General features: G+C 67.4%; 23 protein-coding genes and 1 tRNA gene. 13 read left to right on the forward strand and 11 right to left on the reverse strand.

Translation table 11 applies throughout. The features are described from left to right. Window positions 1-89: 89 nt before the first annotated feature. Window positions 90-1,238: a galactonate dehydratase gene (gene dgoD, locus HWX62_RS23180; RefSeq protein WP_044844540.1), complete on the reverse strand. Its 1,149-nt coding sequence runs from the start codon at window positions 1,236-1,238 to the stop codon at window positions 90-92. A gap of 146 nt (window positions 1,239-1,384) precedes the next feature. On the opposite strand from dgoD, the gene HWX62_RS23185 reads away from it, so the two are divergent. Then, window positions 1,385-2,068 carry a FadR/GntR family transcriptional regulator gene (locus tag HWX62_RS23185; RefSeq protein ID WP_175928164.1) on the forward strand — a complete coding sequence of 228 codons (684 nt, stop codon included), beginning with the start codon at window positions 1,385-1,387 and terminating at the stop codon, window positions 2,066-2,068. Window positions 2,069-2,102: 34 nt separating this feature from the next. Here the strand turns inward: HWX62_RS23185 and HWX62_RS23190 are convergent, their stop codons facing one another. Beyond that, window positions 2,103-2,348 (reverse strand): DUF1272 domain-containing protein, encoded by a 246-nt coding sequence (locus HWX62_RS23190; RefSeq protein WP_175927748.1) that lies wholly within the window; start codon window positions 2,346-2,348, stop codon window positions 2,103-2,105. 147 nt (window positions 2,349-2,495) lie between these two features. On the opposite strand from HWX62_RS23190, the gene HWX62_RS23195 reads away from it, so the two are divergent. Next, window positions 2,496-2,843: a GFA family protein gene (locus tag HWX62_RS23195; protein WP_175927747.1), complete on the forward strand. Its 348-nt coding sequence runs from the start codon at window positions 2,496-2,498 to the stop codon at window positions 2,841-2,843. Window positions 2,844-2,885: 42 nt separating this feature from the next. Here HWX62_RS23195 and HWX62_RS23200 read toward each other — a convergent pair whose 3' ends face one another. From HWX62_RS23200 to HWX62_RS23215, 4 genes are all read right to left on the reverse strand, one after another. Next, complete coding sequence (locus tag HWX62_RS23200) at window positions 2,886-5,993, reverse strand: transglycosylase domain-containing protein (protein WP_175927746.1); 3,108 nt, start codon at window positions 5,991-5,993, stop codon at window positions 2,886-2,888. A gap of 245 nt (window positions 5,994-6,238) precedes the next feature. Beyond that, window positions 6,239-7,126, reverse strand: coding sequence for a LysR family transcriptional regulator (locus HWX62_RS23205; protein ID WP_175927745.1), 888 nt, complete (start codon window positions 7,124-7,126; stop codon window positions 6,239-6,241). Between the two features lie 375 nt (window positions 7,127-7,501). Next, window positions 7,502-7,813: a cupin gene (locus HWX62_RS23210; protein WP_175927744.1), complete on the reverse strand. Its 312-nt coding sequence runs from the start codon at window positions 7,811-7,813 to the stop codon at window positions 7,502-7,504. 59 nt (window positions 7,814-7,872) lie between these two features. Next, window positions 7,873-8,556 carry a DJ-1/PfpI family protein gene (locus tag HWX62_RS23215; RefSeq protein WP_175927743.1) on the reverse strand — a complete coding sequence of 228 codons (684 nt, stop codon included), beginning with the start codon at window positions 8,554-8,556 and terminating at the stop codon, window positions 7,873-7,875. A gap of 117 nt (window positions 8,557-8,673) precedes the next feature. On the opposite strand from HWX62_RS23215, the gene HWX62_RS23220 reads away from it, so the two are divergent. After that, complete coding sequence (locus tag HWX62_RS23220; protein ID WP_175927742.1) at window positions 8,674-9,648, forward strand: GlxA family transcriptional regulator; 975 nt, start codon at window positions 8,674-8,676, stop codon at window positions 9,646-9,648. Window positions 9,649-9,825: 177 nt separating this feature from the next. Beyond that, window positions 9,826-10,800 carry a LysR family transcriptional regulator gene (locus tag HWX62_RS23225; protein ID WP_175927741.1) on the forward strand — a complete coding sequence of 325 codons (975 nt, stop codon included), beginning with the start codon at window positions 9,826-9,828 and terminating at the stop codon, window positions 10,798-10,800. Window positions 10,801-10,909: 109 nt separating this feature from the next. Here the strand turns inward: HWX62_RS23225 and HWX62_RS23230 are convergent. The 4 genes from HWX62_RS23230 to HWX62_RS23245 all read right to left on the reverse strand — a co-directional run bounded on the left by HWX62_RS23230 (window position 10,910) and on the right by HWX62_RS23245 (window position 15,325). After that, a tRNA-Met gene (locus HWX62_RS23230) sits at window positions 10,910-10,986 on the reverse strand. Window positions 10,987-11,145: 159 nt separating this feature from the next. Further along, window positions 11,146-12,804: an MFS transporter gene (locus HWX62_RS23235; RefSeq protein WP_175927740.1), complete on the reverse strand. Its 1,659-nt coding sequence runs from the start codon at window positions 12,802-12,804 to the stop codon at window positions 11,146-11,148. 227 nt (window positions 12,805-13,031) lie between these two features. Continuing rightward, window positions 13,032-14,579 (reverse strand): sensor histidine kinase, encoded by a 1,548-nt coding sequence (locus HWX62_RS23240; RefSeq protein ID WP_175927739.1) that lies wholly within the window; start codon window positions 14,577-14,579, stop codon window positions 13,032-13,034. Window positions 14,580-14,596: 17 nt separating this feature from the next. Then, a complete protein-coding gene (locus tag HWX62_RS23245) occupies window positions 14,597-15,325 on the reverse strand; it encodes a response regulator transcription factor (protein WP_175927738.1) in 729 nt (242 codons plus the stop codon). 187 nt (window positions 15,326-15,512) lie between these two features. Between HWX62_RS23245 and recA the strand changes: the two genes are divergently transcribed. The 9 genes from recA to HWX62_RS23290 all read left to right on the forward strand — a co-directional run bounded on the left by recA (window position 15,513) and on the right by HWX62_RS23290 (window position 24,675). After that, window positions 15,513-16,583 (forward strand): recombinase RecA, encoded by a 1,071-nt coding sequence (gene recA, locus HWX62_RS23250; RefSeq protein WP_040141800.1) that lies wholly within the window; start codon window positions 15,513-15,515, stop codon window positions 16,581-16,583. After that, window positions 16,583-17,449: a recombination regulator RecX gene (gene recX / locus HWX62_RS23255; protein ID WP_175927737.1), complete on the forward strand. Its 867-nt coding sequence runs from the start codon at window positions 16,583-16,585 to the stop codon at window positions 17,447-17,449. The genes recA and recX overlap by 1 nt, the downstream gene beginning before the upstream one ends. Before the next feature lie 146 nt (window positions 17,450-17,595). After that, complete coding sequence (locus HWX62_RS23260; RefSeq protein WP_175927736.1) at window positions 17,596-18,204, forward strand: DUF2889 domain-containing protein; 609 nt, start codon at window positions 17,596-17,598, stop codon at window positions 18,202-18,204. Between the two features lie 68 nt (window positions 18,205-18,272). Then, window positions 18,273-19,439, forward strand: a complete 1,167-nt coding sequence (sucC, locus tag HWX62_RS23265; RefSeq protein WP_006477915.1) for an ADP-forming succinate--CoA ligase subunit beta — start codon at window positions 18,273-18,275, stop codon at window positions 19,437-19,439. Between the two features lie 69 nt (window positions 19,440-19,508). After that, window positions 19,509-20,390, forward strand: a complete 882-nt coding sequence (gene sucD / locus HWX62_RS23270; RefSeq protein ID WP_006477916.1) for a succinate--CoA ligase subunit alpha — start codon at window positions 19,509-19,511, stop codon at window positions 20,388-20,390. Window positions 20,391-20,543: 153 nt separating this feature from the next. Beyond that, the gene (locus HWX62_RS23275; protein ID WP_175927735.1) at window positions 20,544-21,248 is read left to right on the forward strand and encodes a TerC family protein; all 705 of its coding nucleotides are present in this window, start codon (window positions 20,544-20,546) and stop codon (window positions 21,246-21,248) included. A gap of 95 nt (window positions 21,249-21,343) precedes the next feature. Next, the gene (locus HWX62_RS23280; protein ID WP_175927734.1) at window positions 21,344-21,940 is read left to right on the forward strand and encodes a pilin; all 597 of its coding nucleotides are present in this window, start codon (window positions 21,344-21,346) and stop codon (window positions 21,938-21,940) included. Between the two features lie 155 nt (window positions 21,941-22,095). Beyond that, window positions 22,096-23,874 (forward strand): Wzy polymerase domain-containing protein, encoded by a 1,779-nt coding sequence (locus HWX62_RS23285; RefSeq protein ID WP_175927733.1) that lies wholly within the window; start codon window positions 22,096-22,098, stop codon window positions 23,872-23,874. A 450-nt stretch (window positions 23,875-24,324) separates the two neighbouring features. Continuing rightward, entirely contained in the window at window positions 24,325-24,675 is a 351-nt protein-coding gene (locus HWX62_RS23290) for a TonB family protein (RefSeq protein WP_175927732.1), read from the forward strand. Window positions 24,676-25,054: 379 nt separating this feature from the next. Here the strand turns inward: HWX62_RS23290 and moaC are convergent, their stop codons facing one another. Then, window positions 25,055-25,543 carry a cyclic pyranopterin monophosphate synthase MoaC gene (moaC, locus tag HWX62_RS23295; protein WP_050014564.1) on the reverse strand — a complete coding sequence of 163 codons (489 nt, stop codon included), beginning with the start codon at window positions 25,541-25,543 and terminating at the stop codon, window positions 25,055-25,057. Between the last annotated feature and the right edge of the window lie 81 nt (window positions 25,544-25,624).

Below are 25,624 nucleotides of genomic sequence, written 5' to 3' on the forward strand. Positions count from 1 at the left end.
AAGAACGGCCGCCTGGTGCGGGCGGCCGTGTCGAACGTGTGGCGCGGCGCGCGTGCCGCACCGCGCATCTTGCTTATCTCACGCGTTCATCACCACTCGGCAACGCTGCCGTCCGCGTGACGCCACACCGGGTTGCGCCAGCGATGGCCCGTCTTCGCCATCTCGCGCACCTTTTCCTCGTTCACGTCGATGCCGAGCCCCGGGCCCTGCGGGATCGCGACGAAGCCGTCCTCGTAACGGAATACCTCGGGATTGCGCAGGTAGTCGAGCAGGTCGTTGCCCTGGTTGTAGTGGATGCCGAGGCTCTGTTCCTGGATGAACGCGTTGTAGCTGACCGCGTCGAGCTGCAGGCACGCGGCGAGCGCGATGGGGCCGAGCGGGCAGTGCAGCGCGAGCGCGACGTCGTAGCTTTCCGCGAGCGTCGCGATCTTGCGGCACTCGGTGATGCCGCCCGCGTGCGACGCGTCCGGCTGGATGATGTCGACGTAGCCGCCCGCGAGGATGTGCTTGAAGTCCCAGCGCGAGTAGAGCCTTTCGCCGAGCGCGATCGGCGTGTTGGTCTGGTTGACGATGTCGCGCAGCGCCTCGGCGTTCTCCGACAGCACCGGCTCCTCGATGAACATCAGCTTGTACGGATCGAGTTCCTTCGCGAGCACCTTCGCCATCGGCTTGTGCACGCGGCCGTGGAAGTCGACGCCGATCCCGACGTGCGGGCCGACCGCGTCGCGTACCGCCGCGACGTTCGCGATCACCTGCTCGACCTTGTCGTAGGTGTCGACGATCTGCAGCTCCTCGGAGCCGTTCATCTTCACGGCCTTGAAGCCGCGCTCGACCACCGCGCGCGCATTGTTCGCGACGTCGCTCGGCCGGTCGCCGCCGATCCACGAATACACCTTGATGCGCTCGCGCACCTGGCCGCCGAGCAGCGCGTGCACGGGCACGCCGTGATGCTTGCCCTTGATGTCCCACAGCGCCTGGTCGACGCCCGCGATCGCGCTCATCGTGATCGGCCCGCCGCGGTAGAAGCCCGCGCGGTACATGACCTGCCAGTGATCCTCGATCAGGAGCGGGTCGCGCCCGACGAGGTAGTCGGCCAGTTCCTGCACGGCGGCCTCGACCGTATGCGCGCGGCCTTCGACGATCGGCTCGCCCCAGCCGACGATGCCCTCGTCGGTTTCGATCTTGAGGAACAACCAGCGGGGCGGGACGACGAACGTTTCGAGGCGGGTGATTTTCATGACGCGAGTCTCCATGATTGACGGGCGCGGCCGCTTGGGGCCGGCGCACGATCCGTGCTTTCGCGGTTATCCTAGCGTAGTCGAATAAAAAATAGTATTAATAGCATTAATGTGCAGATAGTGGGCAGCCCGCCCGACGGAGAACGATCATTCAACGCGACCTGCATGGACAGACGGCCTTCCGGCTCGCGACGGCGATCCTGCGCGGCGACTATCCGCCCGAATCGCTGCTGCCGAGGGAGCCCGACCTGATGGAGATGTACGGCGTGAGCCGCACGGTGATGCGCGAGGCGCTGCGCACGCTGACGTCGAAGGGGCTGGTCGAGTCGCGGCCGAAGGTCGGCACGCGCGTGCGGCCGCGCCGCGCGTGGAACCTGCTCGATGCCGACCTGCTCGACTGGTATGCGCGCGTCGCGCCGCCGCTCGCGTTCGCACTGAAGCTGCAGGAGATGCGCGAGATGATCGAGCCGCACGCGGCCGCGCTGGCCGCGCGCACCCATACACCCGAAGCGTTCGACGCGATCGACGGCGCGGTGCGCGCGATGGCCGCCGCGCGCAACGTCGACGAATGGGTGCGCGCCGACCTGCGCTTTCACCTGAGCGTGCTGGAGGCCGGCGGCAACGAGCTGCTGGTGCCGCTCGGCGCGCTGATCGACCGCACGCTCGAGGCGCAACTGCAGCTGAATGCGCGCCGGGCGGACGTGTACAACGCGTCGCTTGCCGAGCATACGGCCGTCAGCGACGCGATCCGCGTGCGCGACGAGGACGGCGCGCGCCGCGCGATGGCGACACTGCTCGCGGTGACGCGCGCGCGGATCGAGACGTCGTGACGGAAGCAGGGCGGGCGGCGCCGTGCCCGCGCCGTCAGGCGCTCGCGCAGCCGCCCGGCTTGTGGATGCGTTTCGTCGACGGCGGGTACTTCGCGAGCAGGCTCGCCGGCCGCCGCGGGCGGGCGACCAGGTCGCCGCCACAGTTCGGGCAGCGGCCCTTCAGCACGTCGTCCGCGCACGTCGCGCAAAACGTACACTCGAACGTGCAGATGCGGGCGTCCGCCGAATCGGGCGGCAGGTCCTTGTCGCAGCATTCGCAGCCGGGGCGCAGTTCGAGCATGATGGTCTCCTGGGTCGATGAGGGATGGCGCCGCCCGCACATTGCGTGCGGCGCATGCGAGCGCTACTGTACGCGTTTGGATCGGCCCGGCCAACGGTGTCCCGCCCGGGCGCCGGCGCTGCGCACGGGCTGCACCGGGAGACGACCATGCTTTATCGCGGAAGCTGTCACTGCGGAGACGTGACGTTCGAGGCGGAAGGCGAGCTGCAGGGCGTGATGGCCTGCAACTGCTCGATCTGCCGGCGCAAGGGCGCGCTGATGTGGTTCGTGCCGCGCGACCACATGAAGCTGCTGACGCCCGACGAGCACCTCGCGAGCTACATGTTCAACAAGCACGTGATCCGCCATCGCTTCTGCAAGCGCTGCGGGATTCACACGTTCGGCGAAGGTGTCGATCCGAAGGGCGCCGCGATGGCCGCGATCAACGTGCGCTGCCTCGAGGGTGTCGACCTCGACGCGCTGCCCGTCACGCATTACGACGGCCGCTCGCACTGAGCGCGGCGCCGGCGCGGGCACCCCCGCGCGGCGGCGATCGGGTCAGGACGGTTGCACGGCCGCCGCACCCGGCGCAGGCGTTTCCGCCTGCGGCGCCGGGCCCGCGGTGCGCGTGCCGGCGTCGGCCGGGCGCTCGATCAGCGGCGCGAGCGCCGGCGCCATCGACTTCAGCAACTGCACGGCCATCGCGCTCGTGAAGTCGTAGCGCGCCGCATACGGCTCGTGCGCGGTCGCCGTCAGCACCCCGAAGAACCGGTCGCCGATCGCGAACACGAAGGTGCCGCTGCGGTTGACCTTGCGCGACTCGATCAGCCGCGCGCCGCGCGCGTACACGTTGAAGCGCTGGTCGCCCGTCCCCGTCTTGCCGTACACGTCGAGCGTCTTGCCGTCGGGCAGCGTGAGCCCGCCCGCGAGGCGGCGCGCGGTGCCGTGGAGCACGACGTCGCGCAGCAGCGTGCGCGTCACGTTGACGACCTCCGGCGACAGCATCGGCTGCGGCTGAGCGGGCGCGCGCACGAAGCGGGTTTCGTACGGCGTGCCCTTCGCGAAATCGAGCCGGGTGATCGTCTCGGTCGGCGCCTTCTGGCCGCCGTTCGCGATCAGGCCGATCAGTTTCGCGAGCGCGTCGGGCTGGTCGCCCGATGCGCCGATCGCGGCCGCATACGATGGCGTCACTTCCGCGAACGGGTAGCCGAGCGCGCGCCACGACTTCGTGATCTCCGCGTACGCGCGCAGCTCGACCATGCGGCGGATGCGCCGGTCCTGCGTCGCGTGGTAGCGGGTCTTGTACAGCCACGAATACGTGTAGAAACGCGCATCGCGACTGTCGCGCTGAACCTCGGCGAGCGACGCGCCGGGGTGCGCGCGCAGATAGTTGAGCGTCCACAACGCGAGCGGATGGATGCTCGCGATATAGCCGCGGTCGTTGAGGTTGAAGCGGTCGATCGCGTATTTCGCGTAGAGCGCGGCGAGATCGTCGTCGGACAGCGTCGCGGCCGGCGTGCCCTTCAGTTGCGCGCGCATCTGCGCATCGAACCACGCGAGCGATTCGTTCGGCGCGACGCTGCGCAGCACCGTCGCGAGCTTCGGCGGCGACTTGCGTACGTCGCGCAGCATCAGCGCGAGTGCGTCGTCGGGCGCCTTGCCCGCATAGCGCGTGTAGTAGCGCTTCACGTAGACCTGGCTTTCGCCGTCGACGAACTGCTGCAGGTAATGCTGGCGCTGCGCGGCATCGTTGAGCCACGACGACGACGGGCCGGCCGCCTGCAGCGTCTCGTAGTGGACGATGTCGCGCATCAGCCGCACGAACACGAGGTTGACCGAGTGCTCGAACGCCGCGTGCAGCGTCATGATGCGGCCGTTGTCCGACTTCTCGAAGTTGGAGAACACCTGCGCGCCGCCGCCCGTGTAGAACACGTCCGGGCTCGCCGAATACTTGCGTTCGACGGACGCATCGAGCATCGCCTGCAGCGAGCGGTCGCGCGTATGCGACAGGTAGTCGAGCGCCCAGCGCGACAGCGCGTCGATCGGATCGGGCTTCACGCGCGCCAGCGCCGCGTTCGACAGGCTCGCATAGCGCGCATGCAGGTCGGAGACGATCTGCAGGTACGTGATCAGCGTGCGCAGCTTCGCGGTCGAGCCGAGGTTGATGCGGCCGCCGCGATTCACGTCGAACGGCTGGTTCACGCTGTCGGTCTGCACGCGCAGCATGTTCGCGCCGTTGCGGTGCTCGTACAGCGTGAAGCTGTACGTGAGGTGCGACGGGTCGTCCTTCGGCGCGAGCATCTCGAAACCGTACAGGCCGGCGGCCTGCGCGCCGTCGCGCGTCGACGCCCGTGCGAGCCGCTCGGCGACGGCCTGCTGCACGCCGTTGTCGAGGGTGCTGGTCGCCTGCAGGTCGAGCTGGTCGAGCTGGTACAGGTCGCCGATGCCGAGCGCCGACAGCAGCGACGCGCGTGCGGAGGTGACGGCCTTGCGCGACACGAACGACTGCACGTGCGCGGCGGCCGGCGGCGCGCTGCGTTCGATCTGCGCGGCGAGCGCGGCGTCGCGCAGCGCGGGCGAGATCACGCCGCCGTTCGACAGCAGCCGCAGGTAGCTGTCGGTCAGCTTCTGCAGCGCCGGATAGCCGCGGTTGAGGAAGTACGACGGCGCGCGCTGCGCGATCAGCAGCGACAACACCTCGCGAAACGTCTTGCCCTGCCGGTCGACGTTGTCGCCGGTGGTCGGCGCGGACAGGATGCGGTTCACGTCGTTGAAGTCGCGGCCGTACCACGCGGCGAGACCGTCGCCGATGCCGGTGATTTCGCCCACGTGCGGCCGCGCGGCGAGCGGCACCGAATTCAGGTAGCGCACCACGATCGTGCGGCGCGCGAGCATCGTCTGCGGGCCGTTCAGATACGCGCGCACCGACGCGGAGGCGATCTGCCGCAGCTTTTCGGGCGGCGTGGCGGTGCGGCCCTCCGGCGAATGGCGGAACTTCTCGATCTGCGTCGCGAGCGTGCTGCCGCCCGGGCGCGCCTGGTGGCGATTGACGACGTGCAGCGCCTGGTCGGCGAGTGCACGGCTGAAGCGCCCCCAGTCGATCGCCGGGTTGCGGTTCGGCTCGTTCGCATCGAGCAGGTAGCGATCCTCGATGAACAGCAGCGAGTCGGTGATCACGCGCGGCACCGTGTCGAAGTCGGCATAGACGCGTTGCGGGAACACGGTCGCGAACAGCGGCGAGCCGGTCGAATCGAACAGCATCAGGCCCGTCTGGTCTTTCTCTTCGTAAGGGAGGAACAGCCCGCGCTCGCCGAGCGACAGCATCCGCTGCGAATCGCGCGCCTGCTCGCTGACGACGAAGCCGCGCGCGAGCAGCCGCTGCTGGAACGCGGGAATCATCGCGTAGCCGAAGCGCTGGTCGTACGGGCCGTTCGCGGGGAAGCGGATGTGGTCGCTCGGTCCCGCCTCGACCGTGTAGCCGACGTCGCGGGCGAGCTCGGACAGGTAGTGCGCCTGCAGCCGCGACGTTTCGATCTCGGTCTGCACGAGCCGCGCGACGATCGCCACCGCGATCAGCAATGCGGCGAGCAAGGACCACTTGATCCACGTCCAGACCGATGCGGGCCCGGTCACGCGCGGCAGGATACGATTCAGCGGCCGATTCATGGCGGCGTCTCCCTGAGGGCGCGGTTATCCGGCCGCACCCCATTAAGGATTAGTGTAGTCCTCCGCGGCGGGCTGCCAAGGGCGGTCGACTACCGAGATGCGCCGGCGCAACAGGCGTGCCCGCGCCCGCCGGGCGACGAGCCGTGCGCCGCCGAAGCCCTGCCGGCGGGCCGTGCGGGCCATGCAATAGGCGAGCGGGCGGCGGCCGATCGGCGTGAAAAATGGTGCGCGATTTCGCGGTTCATTCAACCGACGAAATGCGCGATCAGGTGATCGACGAAAAGCCGCGCCTTGCGCGGAAAGTGCCGGCGGCTCGGGTACGCGACGTTCATCTCGAGGGCGTCGAGCCGATAGCCGGGCAGCAGCGCGAGCAACCGGCCCGCGTCGAGGTCCTCCTTGACGAGGAACTCGGGCAGGACCGCGATGCCCATGCCGGACAGCGCCCAGTTCCGGATCAGCCCGACGTTGTTCGACGACGCGGACTTGTTCGGGCGCACGGTGATGCGCGTCTGGTCGTGTTCGAACGACAGGTGCTCGCCCGCGAAATCGGCATGGAACGCCAGGCCCGCGTGCGACGCGAGATCGTGCGGATGGGCCGGCGCGCCATGCCGTTCGACATAGTTCGGCGCTGCGCAGACGATCCGTCCGATTCGCGTGAGCGGACGCTTCACGAGCGTGTTGTTGCTGATGTGCTGGGACAGCAGCAGCCCGATGTCGAAGCCCTCCGACACGAGGTCGACGTGACGGTCCACGATCGTGACTTCCGGCACGATGGCCGGATGGCGCGCCTTGAACGCGTCGATGGCCGGCGCGAGCACGTGCATGCCGAACATGACCGGCGCGGCGATCTTCAGCGATCCGATCGGTTCGTGATGCATCGACGCGATCGTTTCCTCGACCCAGTCGATTTCGTCGATCACGTGGCGGATCTGCGCCAGATAGAGGTGGCCCGCGTCGGTCAGCGACAGGCTGCGGGTGGTGCGGTTCAGCAGGCGTGCGCCGAGCCGATCCTCGATGCTCATGACGAGGCGGGTGGCTGACGAATTGGAGATGTTCAGTTCCGTGGCTGCGCGCGCGAAACTGCGAAGTTCGGCGACCTTGACGAATAGTCGCATCGGGAGGAGTTCGTCCATTTTTTATCGATAAACAGAAAGCGTTGATTGAATTCTATCTATCGGATTGCTGCGCTTTAACGACCTGTATTAACGAATGGTTATTGTGAAATCGCGTATTTATCGGCAGTGAGACCGGGCGGAAAATAATAGGTTTCGAGATGATCGGCCCGCCGAATCGACGATTCGATTCGGCTTGCTATTAAAGCTTTTTGATGTATTTGTATTTAGTAAGTGTACGAAAATATAGGCGAAATTTTTCGTTAAAGCGTCCGGCATTATCGATGCAACGCGATGCCGAATCGGACGCGTCTCTATCGCCGCAGCGTCGCGCAAGCGTGCCGCCGCGCGCAGGCGCGCGTCATCCGCGCGGCATCGACGCCCCGACGGCCGCCGTCAGACGCTGCCCGCGGTCTCGATCACGAGGATGCGCGCGGCGCCGAGCGGATGCGCGACGTGCTCGGTGCCGACCGTCGCGTGGAAGACGTCGCCCGTTTCGAGCACGGTCGCATGCTCGACGCCCGCTTCGCGGTAGCGCATCTCGACGCGGCCATCGAGCACCGCGAACACCTCCTCGCCGTCGTTCACGTGCCAGCGATACGGCTCGTCGGTCCAGTGCAGCCGGACCGTGATGCCGTTCAGGTTCGCGATGTCGAGCGCGCCCCACGCGCGGTCCGCCGTGAATGCGGCACTCCGGATGATGTTCATCGATCGGTTCCCCCGCACACGCGTGCACCGCTTTCCAGTGTTTTTTTCGACATCCGCATTCAGCGCGACGTCGTACGCAGCGCCTGCTCGATGATCTGCTTGCGCTTGGCGAAGCCGGCCGCCGAACGTTCGGTGACGCGCGCCGCGACCGCAGCCGGCGCGGTGTCGGGCGAGCCGGCGTCGAACGGCGGCGCGGGCGCATATTCGAGCTGCAGCTGGATCGCCTGCGCTTCTTCGTCGCCGACCAGCTCGGCGGCGATCGTCAGCGCGAAATCGATGCCGGCCGTCACGCCGCCGCCCGTGACGAGGTTGCCGTCGCGTACGACACGCTCGCGCACGGGTATCGCGCCCAGCGGTTCGAGCAGCGTGTGGAACCTCCAGTGTGTCGTCGCGCGCCGCCCGCGTAGCAGGCCGGCCACGCCGAGCAGCAGCGACCCGGTGCAGACCGACGTCACGTAGCGCGCGGTGGCCGCGCTCCGCTGCACGAACGCGATCGTTTCGGTGTCGAGCAGCAGGTCGTTGATCCCGATCCCGCCCGGGACGCAGATCACGTCGAGCGGCGGGCAATCGTCGAACGTGCAGGTCGGCGCGAGCGCGAGGCCGCTGCTCGACGCGACCGCATCGCGCGACTTCCACACCAGATGGACGGCGGCGTCGGGCAACGACGCGAGCACGTCGTGCGGGCCCGTGAGGTCCAGTTGCTGGACGCCCGGAAAGACGAGAAGGCCGATATGCAGGGTCATGCGAAGGCTCCGAGAGGAAAGGGAACGCGCGCCGTTCGGCACGGGATGGACAGTTCGATTCTAGGCGCGTAGTGTTTGGCGAAATTGCCATATCACCCACGTTTTCAGCCAATCGTCATGCCTGCCGCCGCCCCGCGTTCGATCGTCGTCCTCGCGTTTCCCCGTGCGCAACTGCTCGATGTGACCGGGCCGCTGCAGGTGTTCGCGTCCGTCAACGAGCTCGCGCTGGAACGCGGGCAGCCGGCGCCGTATGCGCCGCGCGTCGTGGCCGTCGAGGCGGGGCCGGTCGAGACGTCGTCCGGTCTCGTCGTGATGGCCGAGTCGCTGCGCGCGGCCGCGCGCCGTCCGGATACGCTGATCGTCGCCGGCGGCAAGGGCGTGCACGCCGCGTCGAAGGACGCGCGGGTGGTGCGCTGGGTGCGGCAGCAGGCCGGGCGCGCGCGGCGCGTGGCGTCGGTCTGCACCGGCGCGTTCCTGCTCGCCGAGGCCGGCCTGCTCGACGGGCGGCGGGCGGTCACACACTGGGCGCGCTGCGACGAATTCGCGGCGCGCTACCCGAACGTGCGCGTCGAACCGGATCCGATCTTCATCCGCGAGGGCGCGCTGTGGACGTCGGCCGGCGTGACCGCCGGCATCGATCTCGCGCTCGCGCTCGTCGAGGAGGATCTCGGGCGGGCGACGGCGCTCGACGTCGCGCGCGAGCTCGTCGTGTTCCTGAAGCGTCCCGGCGGGCAGGCGCAGTTCAGCACGATGCTGTCGATGCAGCGCACCGCCGACCGGTTCGGCGAGTTGCACGCATGGATGGCCGAGCACTTGACGGCCGACCTGTCGGTGCCCGCGCTCGCCGAGCGCGTGAGCATGAGCGAGCGCAGCTTCGTGCGCCACTATCGCGCGCAAACCGGCCGCACGCCCGCGCGTGCGGTCGAGCAGATCCGGGTCGAGGCCGCGCAACGCCTGCTCGGCGAAACGGCGTGGTCCGTCAAGCGGATCGCCGGGCGTTGCGGCTTCGGTTCCGAGGAGACGCTGCGGCGCAGTTTCGTGCGCGTGCTCGGCGTGTCGCCGCAGGGATATCGCGAGCGGTTCGTGCGGTGACGCATAACCGATGAGCGGGGCCGCGGGCGGCCGCTGGGCGGAACTGAACGGAAACCGGTCGGTTTCCAGTCCGAAGCGTCGAAACTATTCAGGATCGGAGAACAATGGGCGGGGGCTTGTGCCGCGCCTGCCGCGGGCTCTATTCTGTTCCGTTGGCGATTCGAAGGGGAAGGCAGCATGGACCGAATCCAGGCAATGGAAGTTTTTACCCGCGTGGTCGACGCGAACAGCTTCACGCGGGCGGCCGACACGCTCGCGATGCCGCGCGCGTCGGTGACGACCATCATCCAGAATCTCGAGGCGCTGCTCGGCGTGCGCCTGATGCACCGGACCACGCGCCGGCTGTCGCTGACGCCGGAGGGCGCCGCGTACTACGAGCATTGCATGAAGATCATCGCGGAGATCGCCGAGGCCGACGCGAGTTTCCAGGCCGGCAACCGCAAGCCGAGCGGCGTGCTGCGCGTCCACATGCCGAGTTCGCTCGGGCGGCGCATCGTGCTGCCGTCGCTGTCGACCTTCCGGCAGCGCTACCCGGACATCACGCTCGAGCTGGGGTTGTCCGACCGCTACGTCGATCCGGTCGAGGAAGGCATCGACTGCATGATCCGGGTCGGGCCGCTCGAGGATTCGTCGATGGTCGCGCGGCGCATCGGGATGCTCAAGCGCGTGACGTGCGCATCGCCCGATTACCTCGCCCGTCACGGCGAGCCGAACGAGATTGCCGATCTCGTCGAACATCATGCGGTGAATTTCCGGTCGAGCCACGGCGCGCGGGCGATTCCGTGGGTGTTCATGATCGACGGCAAGCCGTTCGCGGTGCGGATGAACGCCAGCGTCACGGTCAACGATTCGGATGCCTATGTGACGTGCGGTCTCGAAGGCTTCGGGATGATCCAGCCGACGCTGTTCATGGTGCTGCCGAACCTGCTCGACGGCTCGCTCGTCGAGGTGCTGCCGGACTGCAATCCGAAGCCGAAACCGATTTCGATCGTGTATCCGCACAACCGGCATCTGTCGCAGAAGGTGCGCGTGTTCGCCGACTGGATCGCGGAGGTGTTCGAGTCGACGCCGGCGCTGGAGGGTGGGGAGAACTGGCGGGGGCGGGTGGGGGTGCAGGCGGCGGAGGCGCGGCGCGGAGCAGTGGTGGCGTAGTCGCGGCGCAGCGCGCGGCCTGAAGGATGGGCAACGCGCGACATCGCGTGCGCTGGATGAAGCAATGAAAAAAGCCGCTGTTTCTTCCGAAACAGCGGCTTTTCGCATTTGGTGGCGAATCAGGGACTCGAACCCCGGACCTGCGGATTATGATTCCGTCGCTCTAACCGACTGAGCTAATTCGCCGAAGAGTTGAATTATGTCGATCGCCTGCCGGGCTGTCAACACCTTTTTTCATCTTTCCCGAAAAAAGTTGCCGCCGGCCCGTGCCGGCCTTCACGACGGGCGGGAGCCGGTCACCGGAGCGCATGGGCCCGCCGGCCGTCTCCCGCGCCGCGCATGCGATCAATCCTGCGCGTAGATGTTCGAGTCCTTCGTCTCCTTGACGAACAGCAGGCCGATCACGAACGTAACCAGCGCGATCACGATCGGATACCAGAGCCCCGAGTAGATGTCGCCCTTCGCGGCGACGATCGCGAACGCGGTCGCCGGCAGGAAGCCGCCGAACCAGCCGTTGCCGATGTGATAGGGCAGCGACATCGACGTGTAGCGGATCCGCGTCGGGAACATCTCGACCAGCATCGCGGCGATCGGGCCGTAGACCATCGTCACGTAGATCACGAGGATCGTCAGGATCACGATCGTCATCGGCCAGTTGAGCTGCGCCGGGTCGGCCTTCGCCGGGTAGCCGGCCCCCTTCAGCGTCGACGCGAGCGTCTTGTCGAACGCCGCGCCCTGCGCCTTCGCGTCGGCCGCCTTGCCGTCGTAGGTCTGGATCACCGTGTCGCCGACCTTGATCTGGGCCGGCGTGCCGGCCGGTGCCGCGACGTTCTCGTAGTTCAGGCCGGCCTTCGCGAGCGCGCTCTTCGCGATGTCGCACGAGCTGGTGAACTTCGACGTGCCGACCGGGTTGAACTGGAACGAGCAGCTGGCCGGATCGGCGACGACCGTGATCGGCGCCTTCTGCGTCGCGAGTTCGAGCTGCGGGTTCGCGTAGTGCGTGAGCGCCTTGAACAGCGGGAAGTACGTGAGCGCCGCGATCAGGCAGCCCGCCAGGATGATCGGCTTGCGGCCGATCTTGTCCGACAGCGAACCGAAGAACAGGAAGAACGGCGTGCCGATCAGGAGCGCAATCGCGATCAGGATGTTCGCGCTGGCGCCGTCGACCTTCAGCGTCTGCGTCAGGAAAAACAGCGCGTAGAACTGACCCGTGTACCACACGACGGCCTGGCCGGCCGTCAGGCCGACGAGCGCGAGGATCACGATCTTCAGGTTCTTCCACTGGCCGAACGCTTCGGTCAGCGGCGCCTTCGACGTCTTGCCTTCCGCCTTGATGCGCAGGAACACCGGCGACTCGTTCAGCTGCATCCGGATCCACACCGACACCGCGAGCAGCAGGATCGACGCGACGAACGGCACGCGCCAGCCCCAGCTGCCGAACGCTTCCTCGCCGACGAACGTGCGCACGCCGAGGATCACGAGCAGCGACAGGAACAGGCCGAGCGTGGCCGTCGTCTGGATCCATGCGGTGTAGAAGCCGCGCCGGTTGGCCGGCGCATGCTCGGCGACGTAGGTCGCCGCGCCGCCGTACTCGCCGCCGAGCGCGAGGCCCTGCAGCAGCCGCATCGCGATGAAGATCACCGGGGCGGCGATGCCGATCGACGCGTAGCCGGGCAGGAAGCCGACCACGAACGTCGACACGCCCATGATCACGATCGTCACGAGGAACGTGTGCTTGCGGCCGACGAGGTCGCCGAGCCGGCCGAACACGATCGCGCCGAACGGCCGCACCGCGAAGCCGGCCGCGAAGCCGAGCAGCGTGAAGATGAACGCGGCGGTCGGATTGACGCCGGAGAAGAAGCTCTTGCTGATGTAGGCCGCGAGCGAGCCGGCCAGGTAAAAGTCGTACCACTCGAACACGGTGCCGAGCGACGACGCGAAGATCACCTTCTTCTCTTCGCCCGTCATCGGCGAGTGCGAAATTTGCCCGCCTAACGTTGCCATGAATCGTCTCCAAGTCCCTTGATATAGATGTGCGGCCGCCTTGGGAGGGGCGGGCCTGTCGACGATTATTGGCACGGAAACTTACGGCGCACTGACTCGCGCGTACAAAACGACTGCGCGTTAACCCGTGTCGAATCGGCGGCTTCGTGCGCCGATCGTGGCGTGAACGTCGGATAAGGCGCCGGTTTCGGCGTATCGGCGCCGAGCCGCGGCGGCGCGTGTCAGGGTTAATCCGGGGCGGTGCCGGTCAGCGGCAGGGTGATGCGCACGAGCGTGCCGGCGAGGCGCGGCGCATGCTGATAGACGTGATCGTCGAGCGTCAGCGTGCCGCCGTGCTGCGTGGCGATCTCGCGCACGATCGCGAGCCCGAGGCCGCTGCCGTCGCCTTCGCGGCCGAGGATCCGGTAGAAGCGCTCGACGACGCGCTCGCGTTCGCCGGCCGGGATGCCGGGGCCGGTATCCTCGACTTCGAGATGCACGCGCCGCGCCGCCGGCTCGGCCCGCACGCGCACGGTGATGCGGCCGCCTTCCGGCGTGTAGCGGATCGCGTTGTCGACCAGGTTGCCGAGCATCTCGCGCAGCATCACCGGGTTGCCGTCGACGTCGAGCCGCGCGTCGTCGTCCGGGCCTTCGTACCCGAGATCCATGCGTTTCGCGAGCGCGGCCTGCACCCAGTCGCGCACCGTGCGCCGCGCGAGCGAACCGATCTCGACCGGCTCGAACGTCAGCCCGCTCGCGCGGTTCTCGGCGCGCGCGAGCGCCAGCAACTGCGTGACGAGCCGCGCGGCCTGCTCGGAGCTCGTCGCGATCTGCTCGAGGGAGCGCTGCACGTCGGGCGGGACCGGGTGGCGCAGCGCGAATTCGGCCTGCGTGCGCAGGCCCGCGAGGGGCGTCTTCATCTGGTGCGCGGCGTCGGCGATGAAGCGCTTCTGCAGCGCCATGTTCTGTTCGAGGCGCGCGAGCAGGTCGTTGAACGACGTGACGAGCGGCTCGATCTCGGGCGGCGCGCGCTGCGCCTCGACGGGCGACAGGTCGTCGGGCCGGCGGGCGCGAATGTGCGCCTGCAGCGCGTTGAGCGGCGCGAGCCCGCGCGACAGCCCGAACCAGACGAGCAGGATCGCGAGCGGCAGGATCACGAATTGCGGCAGGATCACGCCCTTGATGATGTCGTTCGCGAGCGCGTTGCGCTTGTCGAGCGTCTCGCCGACCTGCACGAGCACCGGCTGCGTGCCGCTCGCCTGCGGCAGCGCGACGGTCGTATACGCGACGCGCACGTCGTTGCCGCGCAGCAGGTCGTCGCGGAACACGACGACGCCCGGCGGCGGGCGGTCCTCGTCGCGCGGCAGCGGCATGTCGGCTTCGCCCGCAACCAGCTCGCCGCGCGTGCCGAGCACCTGGAAGTAGACGCTGTCGATGTTGTCCGCGCGCAGGAAGTCGCGCGTCTGCGCCGGCAGCGTCAACTCGGCGACGCCGTTGACCGGATGGATCTGCCGCGCGAGCACGTACGCGTTGGTCTCGAGCGTGCGATCGAACGGGCTGTTCGCGATCGTCTTCGCGACGAGATAGGTGACGGCGATGCTCATCGGCCACAGCAGCAGCAGCGGCGCGAGCATCCAGTCGAGGATTTCGCCGAACAGCGAGCGCGGGCGCGGCGTTTCGGGCGACTCGGTTTCGTCGGGCGGGGCGAACGGATTCTCGTAGCGCGCGTCGCGCGCCTCGTCGGCAGCCGACGACGGCGCGCCGGTCGGGTGGCGGGAATGGGCCGGCGTGGCCATCGCGGCGACGCCCGGCGTCAGCGCAGCGGCGTGCCGGCCACCGCGGGCTGGGGCGCCGCCGTGTCGGCCGGCGCCGCGGGTGCGGCCTTCTCGAGGCAATAGCCGAGGCCGCGCACGGTCGAGATCCGCACGCCGCTCGGCTCGATCTTCTTGCGCAGCCGGTGCACGTAGACCTCGATCGCGTTGTTGCTGACTTCCTCGCCCCATTCGCACAGGTGATCGACGAGCTGTTCCTTCGACACGAGCCGGCCGATCCGCTGCAGCAGCACCTCGAGCAGGCCGAGTTCGCGCGCGGAGAGATCGAGCACGCGATCGTTCGCATACGCGATGCGGCCGACCTGGTCGAACGCGAGCGAGCCGTGGCGCACGACGGTCGGGCCGCCGCCGGCGCCGCGCCGGGTCAGCGCGCGCACGCGCGCCTCGAGCTCGTTGAGCGCGAACGGCTTGGCCATGTAGTCGTCGGCGCCGAGATCGAGCCCCTTCACGCGTTCGTCGACGCTGTCGGCGGCGGTCAGGATCAGCACGGGGAGATTGGAATTGCGCGCGCGCAGGCGCTTGAGCACGTCGAGGCCGGACATTTTCGGCAGCCCGAGATCGAGGATCAGCAGGTCGAAAGTCTGCATCGACAGTGCGGTGTCGGCGTCGACGCCGCTCTTCACGTGATCGACGGCATAGCCCGACTGGCGGAGTGACCGGGTAAGGCCGTCCGCGAGTATGCTGTCGTCTTCGGCGATGAGAATTCGCATGGTGCTGACCGATGGCCGGCAGGGCATTCGCGCCGGCGCGGCTGTCTCCGAAGTTATTCGTGCACGACGCGCTGCATTGCGGGCTTGCACAAAACACTGTTTTTTTATACAGTGTCTGCATTCGTGGGCAGCGCTTGAAAGGGGCGCGCCTCCAACAGACGCTGCTCATCATAGCAAAGGACGATTCATGGAAGATAGCAAGAAGGGCTCCGGGATGACCGCCGAGAAGAGCAAGGCGCTGGCGGCCGCGCTCGCGCAGATCGAGAAGCAGTTCGGCAAAGGCTCGATCATGCGCATGGGCGACGGCGAGGCGAAGGAAGACATCCAGGTCGTCTCCACGGGCTCGCTGGGTCTCGATATCGCGCTCGGCGTCGGCGGCCTGCCGCGCGGCCGGGTGGTCGAGATCTACGGTCCGGAATCGTCCGGTAAAACCACGCTCACGCTGCAGGTCATCGCCGAGCTGCAGAAGCTGGGCGGCACCGCAGCGTTCATCGACGCCGAGCACGCGCTCGACGTCCAATATGCGGCGAAGCTCGGCGTGAACGTGCCGGAGCTGCTGATCTCGCAGCCGGACACCGGCGAGCAGGCGCTCGAAATCACCGACGCGCTGGTGCGCTCGGGCTCGATCGACATGATCGTCATCGACTCGGTCGCGGCGCTCGTGCCGAAGGCCGAAATCGAAGGCGAGATGGGCGATTCGCTGCCGGGTCTGCAGGCTCGCCTGATGTCGCAGGCGCTGCGCAAGCTGACGGGTACGATCAAGCGCACGAACTGCCTGGTGATCTTCATCAACCAGATCCGGATGAAGATCGGCGTGATGTTCGGCAATCCGGAAACCACGACGGGCGGCAACGCGCTGAAGTTCTACTCGTCGGTGCGTCTCGATATTCGCCGGATCGGCTCGATCAAGAAGAACGACGAGGTGATCGGCAACGAAACCCGCGTGAAGGTCGTCAAGAACAAGGTGTCGCCGCCGTTCCGCGAAGCGATTTTCGACATCCTGTACGGCGAAGGCATTTCGCGTCAGGGCGAAATCATCGATCTCGGCGTGCAGGCGAAGATCGTCGACAAGGCAGGCGCGTGGTACAGCTACAACGGCGAGAAGATCGGTCAGGGCAAGGACAACGCGCGTGAATTCCTGCGCGAGAATCCGGAAATCGCGCTCGAGATCGAGAACCGCATTCGTGAGTCGCTCGGCGTCGCCGCGATGCCCGATGGCGTAGTCGACGAAGCCGAGGCGATGGACGAAGAAGAGTGATGGTCGGGCGCCGAGGTCAGGCGGGCGAACCGGAGTCGAGCGACGCGCCCGAAACGGCGGGTCGCTCCGGCCGGCGAGCCGAATCCTCGGGTGCCGACCGGCGGCGCGCGGGCAGTCATGCCGCGCACCGCACCGCGACGAGGGCATCCGACGATGCCCTCGTTTCGTTTGAGATTGCCGCACCGGACGATCCGTTCGACGACGATGAGTCGTTCGACGCGCACGATCGCTCCCGCCGTCGCCTGTCCGGTGTCCGCTTCCCGGCCGACCGCGCAGCCGATGCACCTGCAGCAGAAGATGTGTACACGCGCAGCAGCCAGCATCCGCGTCGAACACGCCGCGCAGCCGGCGCATCTTCCGACGGCGCTGCTTCAAGCGATGCTCCGGGTGCCGGCGAACGCAAGTCGTCGAAGCCGCAACGATCGTTGAAGGGCCGCGCGCTCGGCTATCTGTCGAGGCGCGAATACAGCCGCGCGGAGCTTGCGCGCAAGCTCGCACCCTACGTCGGTGAGGACGAAGCCGTCGACCCGGTGCTCGACGCGCTGGAAAAGGAAGGCTGGCTGTCCGACGCGCGTTTCGCCGAGAGCCTCGTGCATCGCCGCGCGTCGCGTGTCGGCGTCGCGCGCATCGTCAGCGAGCTGAAGCGCCATGCGGTCGGCGACAGTCTCGTCGAAGAGGTGAACGCGCAATTGCGCGAGACCGAATGGACGCGCGCGCAGGCCGTCTGGCGCAAGAAATTCGGTGCACTGCCGCAAACGCCCGCCGAGCGTGCGAAGCAGGCGCGCTTCCTGGCCGCGCGCGGCTTCTCGAGCGCGACCATCGTGAAGTTGCTGAAGGTCGGCGACGATTTCCCGATCGACGACTGAGCCGCCCGGTCGCGCGCGTGGCGCGCGATTTTGTTGCATCGCAACCGTTTCCGGACAGACGGGAATACCCGCCGTCGGGGCCGAATGCCTCAAATACCCAATATGCTAAAATCCACGGGTTTTCCTCTTCGGCCTCAACCTCCAGCATGCCGCTATCCGAGCCCGTGCCCCGTCAGTTGCGACATCGACGCGCAATCCGAGCGGAAGCCTACGAGCGCGGCGACGGCTTGTGGGACATCGAAGCCTGCCTGACCGACCACAAGCCGCGCGATGTCGCGCTTGCGTCGGGCATCCGGCCCCAGGGCCTGCCGATCCACGAACTCTGGCTGCGCGTGACCATCGATCGTGACCTCAATGTCGTCGACGCCGAAGCGTCTTCGGAATGGGTTCCCTATCCCGGTCACTGTCAATCCGCTTCTCCCGCCTATCGGGCCCTCATCGGGCTCAACCTCTTCCGCAATTTCCGCCGCAACGCGAACCGGCTGCTCGCCGGCGTCGCAGGCTGCTCCCATCTCACCGAATTGTGCGCCGTGCTGCCGACCGCAGCGATCCAGGCGTTCGCCGGTGACGTGTGGAACGTGCACGAGGAGGGCGGCGAAGGGCCGGATCACGACGGCGAGCACGCCGAACCGCCTTTCCAGCTCGGCCGCTGCCGCGCGCTGCGCTTCGACGGTGAGGTCGTGCGGCAGTACTACCCGCGCTGGTATGGCCCGATTCGGCCGGATTTGCCCGGTGAAGGCAGCACGAAGGAATGAACGGAAATCATTCGAAGAAGCGTCTCAAGCGACATTTCATCCAACTCTCAGACTGAAGGGAATCACGCATGAAGATTCACGAGTACCAGGGTAAGGAAATCCTGCGGAAATTCGGCGTCGCGGTACCGCGCGGCAAGCCGGCGTTCTCGGTGGACGAGGCCGTCAAGGTGGCGGAAGAGCTCGGCGGCCCGGTTTGGGTCGTGAAGGCTCAGATTCACGCGGGTGGCCGTGGCAAGGGCGGCGGCGTGAAGGTGGCGAAGTCGATCGAGCAGGTCCGCGAATACGCGAACCAGATCCTCGGCATGCAGCTCGTCACGCACCAGACGGGTCCGGAAGGCCAGAAGGTCAACCGCCTGATGATCGAAGAAGGCGCCGACATCAAGCAGGAACTGTACGTCAGCCTGGTCGTCGACCGCATCTCGCAGAAGATCGTGCTGATGGGTTCGAGCGAAGGCGGCATGGACATCGAAGAAGTCGCCGAGAAGCATCCGGAACTGATCCACAAGGTCATCGTCGAGCCGTCGACGGGCCTGCTGGACGCGCAGGCCGACGACCTCGCCGCGAAGATCGGCGTGCCGGCCGCGTCGATTCCGCAAGCGCGCGCGATCCTGCAAGGCCTGTACAAGGCATTCTGGGAAACCGACGCATCGCTGGCCGAAATCAACCCGCTGAACGTCTCCGGCGACGGCAAGGTCACCGCACTCGACGCGAAGTTCAACTTCGACTCGAACGCGCTGTTCCGCCACCCGGAAATCGTCGCGTACCGCGATCTGGACGAAGAAGATCCGGCTGAAATCGAAGCGTCGAAGTTCGACCTCGCGTACATCTCGCTCGACGGCAACATCGGCTGCCTCGTGAACGGCGCGGGCCTCGCGATGGCGACGATGGATACCATCAAGCTGTTCGGCGGCGAACCGGCGAACTTCCTGGACGTCGGCGGCGGTGCGACGACCGAGAAGGTCACGGAAGCGTTCAAGCTGATGCTGAAGAATCCGGATCTGAAGGCGATCCTCGTGAACATCTTCGGCGGCATCATGCGCTGCGACGTGATCGCGGAAGGCGTGATCGCCGGTTCGAAGGCCGTGAACCTGAACGTGCCGCTCGTCGTGCGCATGAAGGGCACGAACGAGGACCTCGGCAAGAAGATGCTGGCCGATTCGGGCCTGCCGATCATCTCGGCGGACAGCATGGAAGAAGCCGCGCAGAAGGTCGTCGCGGCTGCCGCAGGCAAGTAAGCACGCGCTCATGAACACGTATGGCGGCGCGGTTTGCACGCGACGCCAATCGAACAGAGGTCAAAATACATGTCGATTCTGATCAACAAGGACACGAAGGTCATCACGCAGGGCATCACCGGCAAGACCGGTCAGTTCCATACGCGCGCCTGCCGTGAATACGCAAACGGCCGCGAAGCATTCGTCGCGGGCGTGAACCCGAAGAAGGCCGGCGAAGATTTCGAAGGCATTCCGATCTACGCGAGCGTCAAGGAAGCGAAGGCCGAAACCGGCGCGACCGTGTCGGTCATCTACGTGCCGCCGGCAGGGGCTGCTGCTGCGATCTGGGAAGCGGTCGAAGCCGATCTGGATCTCGCGATCTGCATCACGGAAGGCATCCCCGTGCGCGACATGATCGAAGTGAAGGACCGCATGCGTCGCGAAGGCCGCAAGACGCTGCTGCTCGGGCCGAACTGCCCGGGCACGATCACGCCGGACGAGCTGAAGATCGGCATCATGCCGGGTCACATCCACCGCAAGGGCCGCATCGGCGTCGTGTCGCGTTCGGGCACGCTGACGTACGAAGCGGTTGCCCAACTGACGGCACTCGGCCTCGGCCAGTCGTCGGCAGTCGGTATCGGCGGCGACCCGATCAACGGTCTGAAGCACATCGACGTGATGAAGATGTTCAACGACGATCCGGATACGGATGCGGTCGTGATGATCGGCGAAATCGGCGGTCCGGACGAAGCCAACGCGGCAGAGTGGATCAAGGACAACATGAAGAAGCCGGTCGTCGGCTTCATCGCGGGCGTCACGGCGCCTCCGGGCAAGCGCATGGGCCACGCCGGCGCGCTGATCTCGGGCGGTGCGGATACGGCCGAAGCGAAGCTGGAAATCATGGAAGCGTGCGGCATCACCGTCACGCGCAACCCGTCGGAAATGGGCCGTCTGCTGAAGAAGGCGCTGTAATATTTCCGGGCTCGTCCTGCAGAAAACGCCGGCTTCGCCGGCGTTTTTTGTTATGCTCGTGCAATGAATTCGTAAGCACCGGGCATGCGTCCTGCATGTGCCGGCGATGAACCGGGTCGCCCGCGAGGCGGCCGTTGTCCTTTCCTCACCGCCATGCTCGAATTCCTGACCTCGCTGCACTGGGGCGCGATTCTCCAGATCGTCATCATCGATATCCTGCTCGGCGGCGACAACGCGGTCGTGATCGCGCTCGCGTGCCGCAACCTGCCGGCGAACCAGCGGCTGCGCGGCGTCGTCTGGGGCACGGCGGGGGCGATCCTGCTGCGGGTCGCGCTGATCACGTTCGCGGTCGCGCTGCTCGACGTGCCGTTCCTGAAGCTCGGCGGCGGGCTGCTGCTGCTGTGGATCGGCATCAAGCTGATGGCGCCGGCCGCCGATGCGCACGACAACATCAAACCGGCCGACCGGCTGTGGGATGCCGTGAAGACGATCGTGATCGCCGATGCGGTCATGAGCCTCGACAACGTGATCGCGATCGCCGGCGCGGCCGAGCAGGCCGATCCGGCGCACCGGATCGCGCTCGTGATCTTCGGGCTCGTCGTCAGCGTGCCGATCATCGTGTGGGGCAGCACGCTGGTGCTGAAGCTGCTCGACCGTTTTCCGGTCGTCGTGGCGTTCGGCGCGGGGCTGCTCGGCTGGATAGCGGGCGGGCTGATCGTGAACGACCCGGTCGGCGACCGCTGGCCGGTGCTCGATACGCCGCCGGCGCTCTACGGCGCGAGCATCGCCGGCGCGCTGTTCGTCGTCGCGATCGGTTACGCGCTCAGGAAACGCCGAAGCGTGCCGCACGCGCACTGACTGGCCATCCGGCCGACTGCCGCCTGCGCGGCCCGCTGGCTACGATCGAGACGCCTGCCTGTATCGGCAGGCGTTTTTCGTTTCCGGAGCCTGTCATGTTCGAAGCCTTTTCCGTTTCCCTGTTCCGTCGCGTTGCCGCCGACCTGCGGCGCGCGAACCGGCCGTCGCCGCGCTGGCGGCCGGCCGGCTTCACGCTGATCGAACTGATGATCGTGCTGGCGATCGTCGGCGTCGTCGCGGCCTATGCGATTCCCGCGTACCAGGATTACCTCGCGCGGTCGCGCGTCGGCGAGGGCCTTGCGCTCGCGTCGTCGGCGCGGCTCGCGGTCGCCGACAACGCGGCGAGCGGCGCGAGTCTCGACGGCGGCTACAGCCCGCCTGCCGCGACCCGCAACGTCGAATCGGTTGCGATCGACGGCGCGACCGGCCAGATCACGGTCGCGTTCACCACCCGCGTCGCCGCGGCCGGCACGAATACGCTGGTGCTCGTGCCGTCCGCGCCCGACAAGGCCGATGCGCCCACCGCACGCGTGCCGCTCAAAAAGGGCACGATACAGGCAGGCGCGATTGCGTGGGAATGCTTCGCGGCCGGCAAGGACGCGTCGTCGCTGCCGGCACCCGGAGCGGGGCCGTTGCCGGGTAGCGCCGCGACGCTGCCCGCGAAATATGCGCCCGCGGAGTGCCGCGCGTAGGGCTTGTCGGAGAAGAAGGGCGGCTGCATGGGCGGCCGCCGGCCGCCGCTTCGGCCGGCGGGGCGGCGGTCCTGCGCCGGCTCGCGGCGCGACGGCCCCGCACAGAGCGGGGAAAGTTTTGTATAGTGCGCCGGTTGCTGACATCCGGTTCGCTCATGCCTTCCACTTTTTCCCGTTCGTTGTCGCTCGTTGCGCTGGCTGTCGCCCTGATCGTGCCGTACGCGATCACGAATCACACGTACCCGATCCCGACCTTCTATTCCGAATTTTCCGCGCTGGTGCTGTATCTGCTGCTGGGCGTGTCCGTCGTGCTGCTCGCGCGCAGCGGTCGCGCGGCCGAGTCGTTTGCCGCGCCGGCTGCGTTCGCGGTACCGCTCTGCTTTGCGGCGGTGCTGATCGTGCAGGTTGCACTGATTCCGCTCAAGGTGCCGTCGATGAACTGGCTGGCGGTCGGCTATCTCGCCGCCGCGCTGGTTGCGATGCAGGCCGGCTACGCGCTCGCGCGCGACGGCATGGCGGAAACCGTATCGCGGATGATGGCCGGTGCGCTGCTCGTCGGCGGCGTGTTCGCGGTCGGCACGCAAATCGTGCAGTTGTTCCACCTAGAATCGGCCGTCTCGCCGTTCGTCGTCGTGTACAACATCGCGGTCGACCGCCGTCCGTACGGCAACATGGCGCAGGCGAACCATCTGGCCAGCTACATCGCCTTCGCGCTCGCGGGCGCGTTGTATCTGGTGCAGACGCGCCGGCTCGCGGTATGGGCGTGGCTCGTGCTGTCGATCGTGCTGTCGGTCGGTCTCGCGCTGACGGTGTCGCGCGGGCCATGGCTGCAGGTGGCGGTGATGGTCGTCGCGGGCTTCTGGATGGCGTGGGTCGAATCGCGCCGCACGCCGGGCAATGCGCGGGCGTGGCTGATACCGATCGTGCTCGCGGCCGCGTTCATCGCGGTGAACGTCGCGGTGCGCTGGGCCAACGTGCACTATCACCTGAATCTCGCGGAATCGGCCGCCGACCGCATGCGCGACGCAGGGCAGATCGCGCCGCGCCTCGCGCTGTGGAAGTACGGGCTCGCGATGTTCCGCGAGCATCCGCTGCTCGGCGTCGGCTGGGGCGAATTCCCGTCGCACCAGTTTGCGCTCGTGCGCACGCTCGGCGGCGTCGAGATCGCGAACAACTCGCACGACATCTTCATCGACCTGCTCGCGAAGTCCGGTCTCGTCGGGCTCGGCGTGCTCGTCGTCACGCTCGTCACATGGTTCGTGCGCGCGGTGCGGGCGCCGCAGTCGAGCATGCGCGTGTTCGGCTTCGCGCTGATCGGCATCCTGCTGATGCATGCGCTGGTCGAATATCCGCAGCAATACATGTTCTTCCTGCTGCCGGCGATGTTCGTGATCGGGCTGCTCGACGTGAAGCCGCTGCGCATCCTGCCGGGGCGTGCGGCATTCGGGCTGTTCGCGGTGCTGTCGTTCGGCGGCGTGCTGGCGGCGGTGCCCGTGCTGCGCGACTACCAGCGCGCGGAAGTGCTCTATTACGGCAGCAATCCGGCCGAGCAGTACCGCGATGCGCCGTCGCGGCTGTTCGGCGCGTGGGGCGATTACGGTGCGGCGACGCTGCTGACCATTTCGGCGGACAACCTGCCGCTCAAGCTCGCCGCGCACGAGCGCGCGATCGCGCTGCTGCCGGGCGAGACGGTGCTGCGCCGCTACGCAGTGCTGCAGGCGCTGGCCGGCCGCGAAGCCGACGCGCTCGATACCGTCGCGCGTCTGCACGTGTTTGCGAAGGAGTTGAAGGACTGGCCGCAACAACTGGCCGCGTTGTACAAGCTGTGCGACCAGGAACCGGCGCTGAAGACGTTCCGGGCGGCCGTGGTCGCGAAGTACGGGGAAGCGCCGGCCGATGAGGGCGACGACTCGGACGACGACGATTCGGATTGATCCAGGAAGTACCGGCCGGAACGGGGCATTCCGGCGTTGGCCGGATTGCGATGAAAGCAGGTTGACGTCGGCGCAACACGACGCGGCGCGTGGCGCGCCAATCCGGTCGGATCTCGATTACCTCGCGGATCGCGCGGATTCCGGCCGGATGAGCGGCGATTCGCGTCAATCATTGTCAAATCGCCGCCGCTGGCCGGGCGGCACGTGCACAATGCGCGAAAGCGCTCGCGTACCCGCCGGCGCAGGGTGTCGCCAGAGCGAACGCGGAAAATTCCCGGCTATCCGGGCATTCCGCCGAGCAGGATCGCGGCCGGGCATCGCTCGGCCGTGCGGCCGTAGCGGGGCGCCGGTCCGATGGCCGCGGCGCGGTGCGACACACGGGATGCGGCCGGGAAAGGCTGCCGGCGCGCGACACGTGTGCCCAACAGGACTGAAGAACGACATTCGACCATGGCCATTCGCTCGACCTATCTGATCCTGCCCGCCGTCGCGATGCTGTTTTCCGGCTGCGCGATGCTGTCGTCGTCGCAGGAAAGCAAGCTGACCTGCCACATTCCGCGTGCGGTCTATCCGGATACCGCGAAGCCGCTCACGCGCCCGGCAACCGTGCTCGTGCGTGCGTTGATGACGACGTCCGGCGAAGCGCAGAACGTCACCGTGACGACGAGCAGCCGCAATGCGGCGGCCGATCGCGCGGCCGTCGAAGCGATGACGCACGCGAGCTGCGTGCAGACCGGCGCGACCGCGAATCCGTTCCTGCTGACCCAGCCGTTCGTGTTCGAGCCGCAGCGCGGGCAGTGACGCGGTGTGGGGTGTCGGCGTCGTTGTGCGTCACCGCCGGCAGTCGCGATGCGCGTGGTTCGGTGCTGCGCGATCGGCTTCGCGTCGCGGCCGGCCGGCTCGGCCGCATGGCGCGGCCCGGACAGCGTGAACCCGTGGCGCTTCCGTCGATCGGTGCATCGCGCCGGCTCCGCACTTGCCGGTCAGCGCCAAATCACCGGGAAGCGGGCACCGTAGGCCCAGCCGCGCACTGGGAACGCAGATACGGCAGCGGCGTCGCGCATGCCACCGAATCGCTTCCCTCCAGCGGCGTGTTTTTGTGATTGTCTGTCGTTCGATCGGGGAGCCACTCCGGCCAACGCTTCCCCGCAATCGGCGCACGACGCGTCGCGACGGGCGCTCAACCTGCCGCGTCTTCCGCCTTCCAGTCCCCCGACTTCCCGCCGCGCTTTTCCCGCACGCTCACGTCGGTGATCACCATCCCGCGATCGACGGCCTTGCACATGTCGTAGACGGTCAGCAGCCCGACCTGAACGGCCGTCAGCGCCTCCATCTCGACGCCGGTCCGGCCGAACGTCTCGACCTGCACAACGCAATGCACGCCCGGCAACGCGTCGTCGAGCTCGAAGTCGACGGCCACGCGCGTCAGCGCGAGCGGGTGGCACAGTGGAATGAGGTCGGCCGTGCGCTTCGCGCCCTGGATCGCCGCGATGCGCGCGACCCCGAGCACGTCGCCCTTCTTGGCCTTGCCGTCGCGGATCAGCGCGAACGTGGCCGGCAGCATCCGGATCGTGCCGCGCGCGATCGCGATGCGCCGCGTTTCCTGCTTGTCGCCGACGTCGACCATGTGCGCATGGCCGGCAGCGTCGAAATGGGTGAGTCCTGACATGTCTTCCTCTGGTGGAACGGAGTGCGCTCGCACGTCCCTCGATCCTGCTTCGCGATCGGCCGGGCACCGAATCCCATGCCG

Source organism: Burkholderia sp. BCC0506 (assembly GCF_902833145.1).
Lineage (GTDB): Bacteria > Pseudomonadota > Gammaproteobacteria > Burkholderiales > Burkholderiaceae > Burkholderia.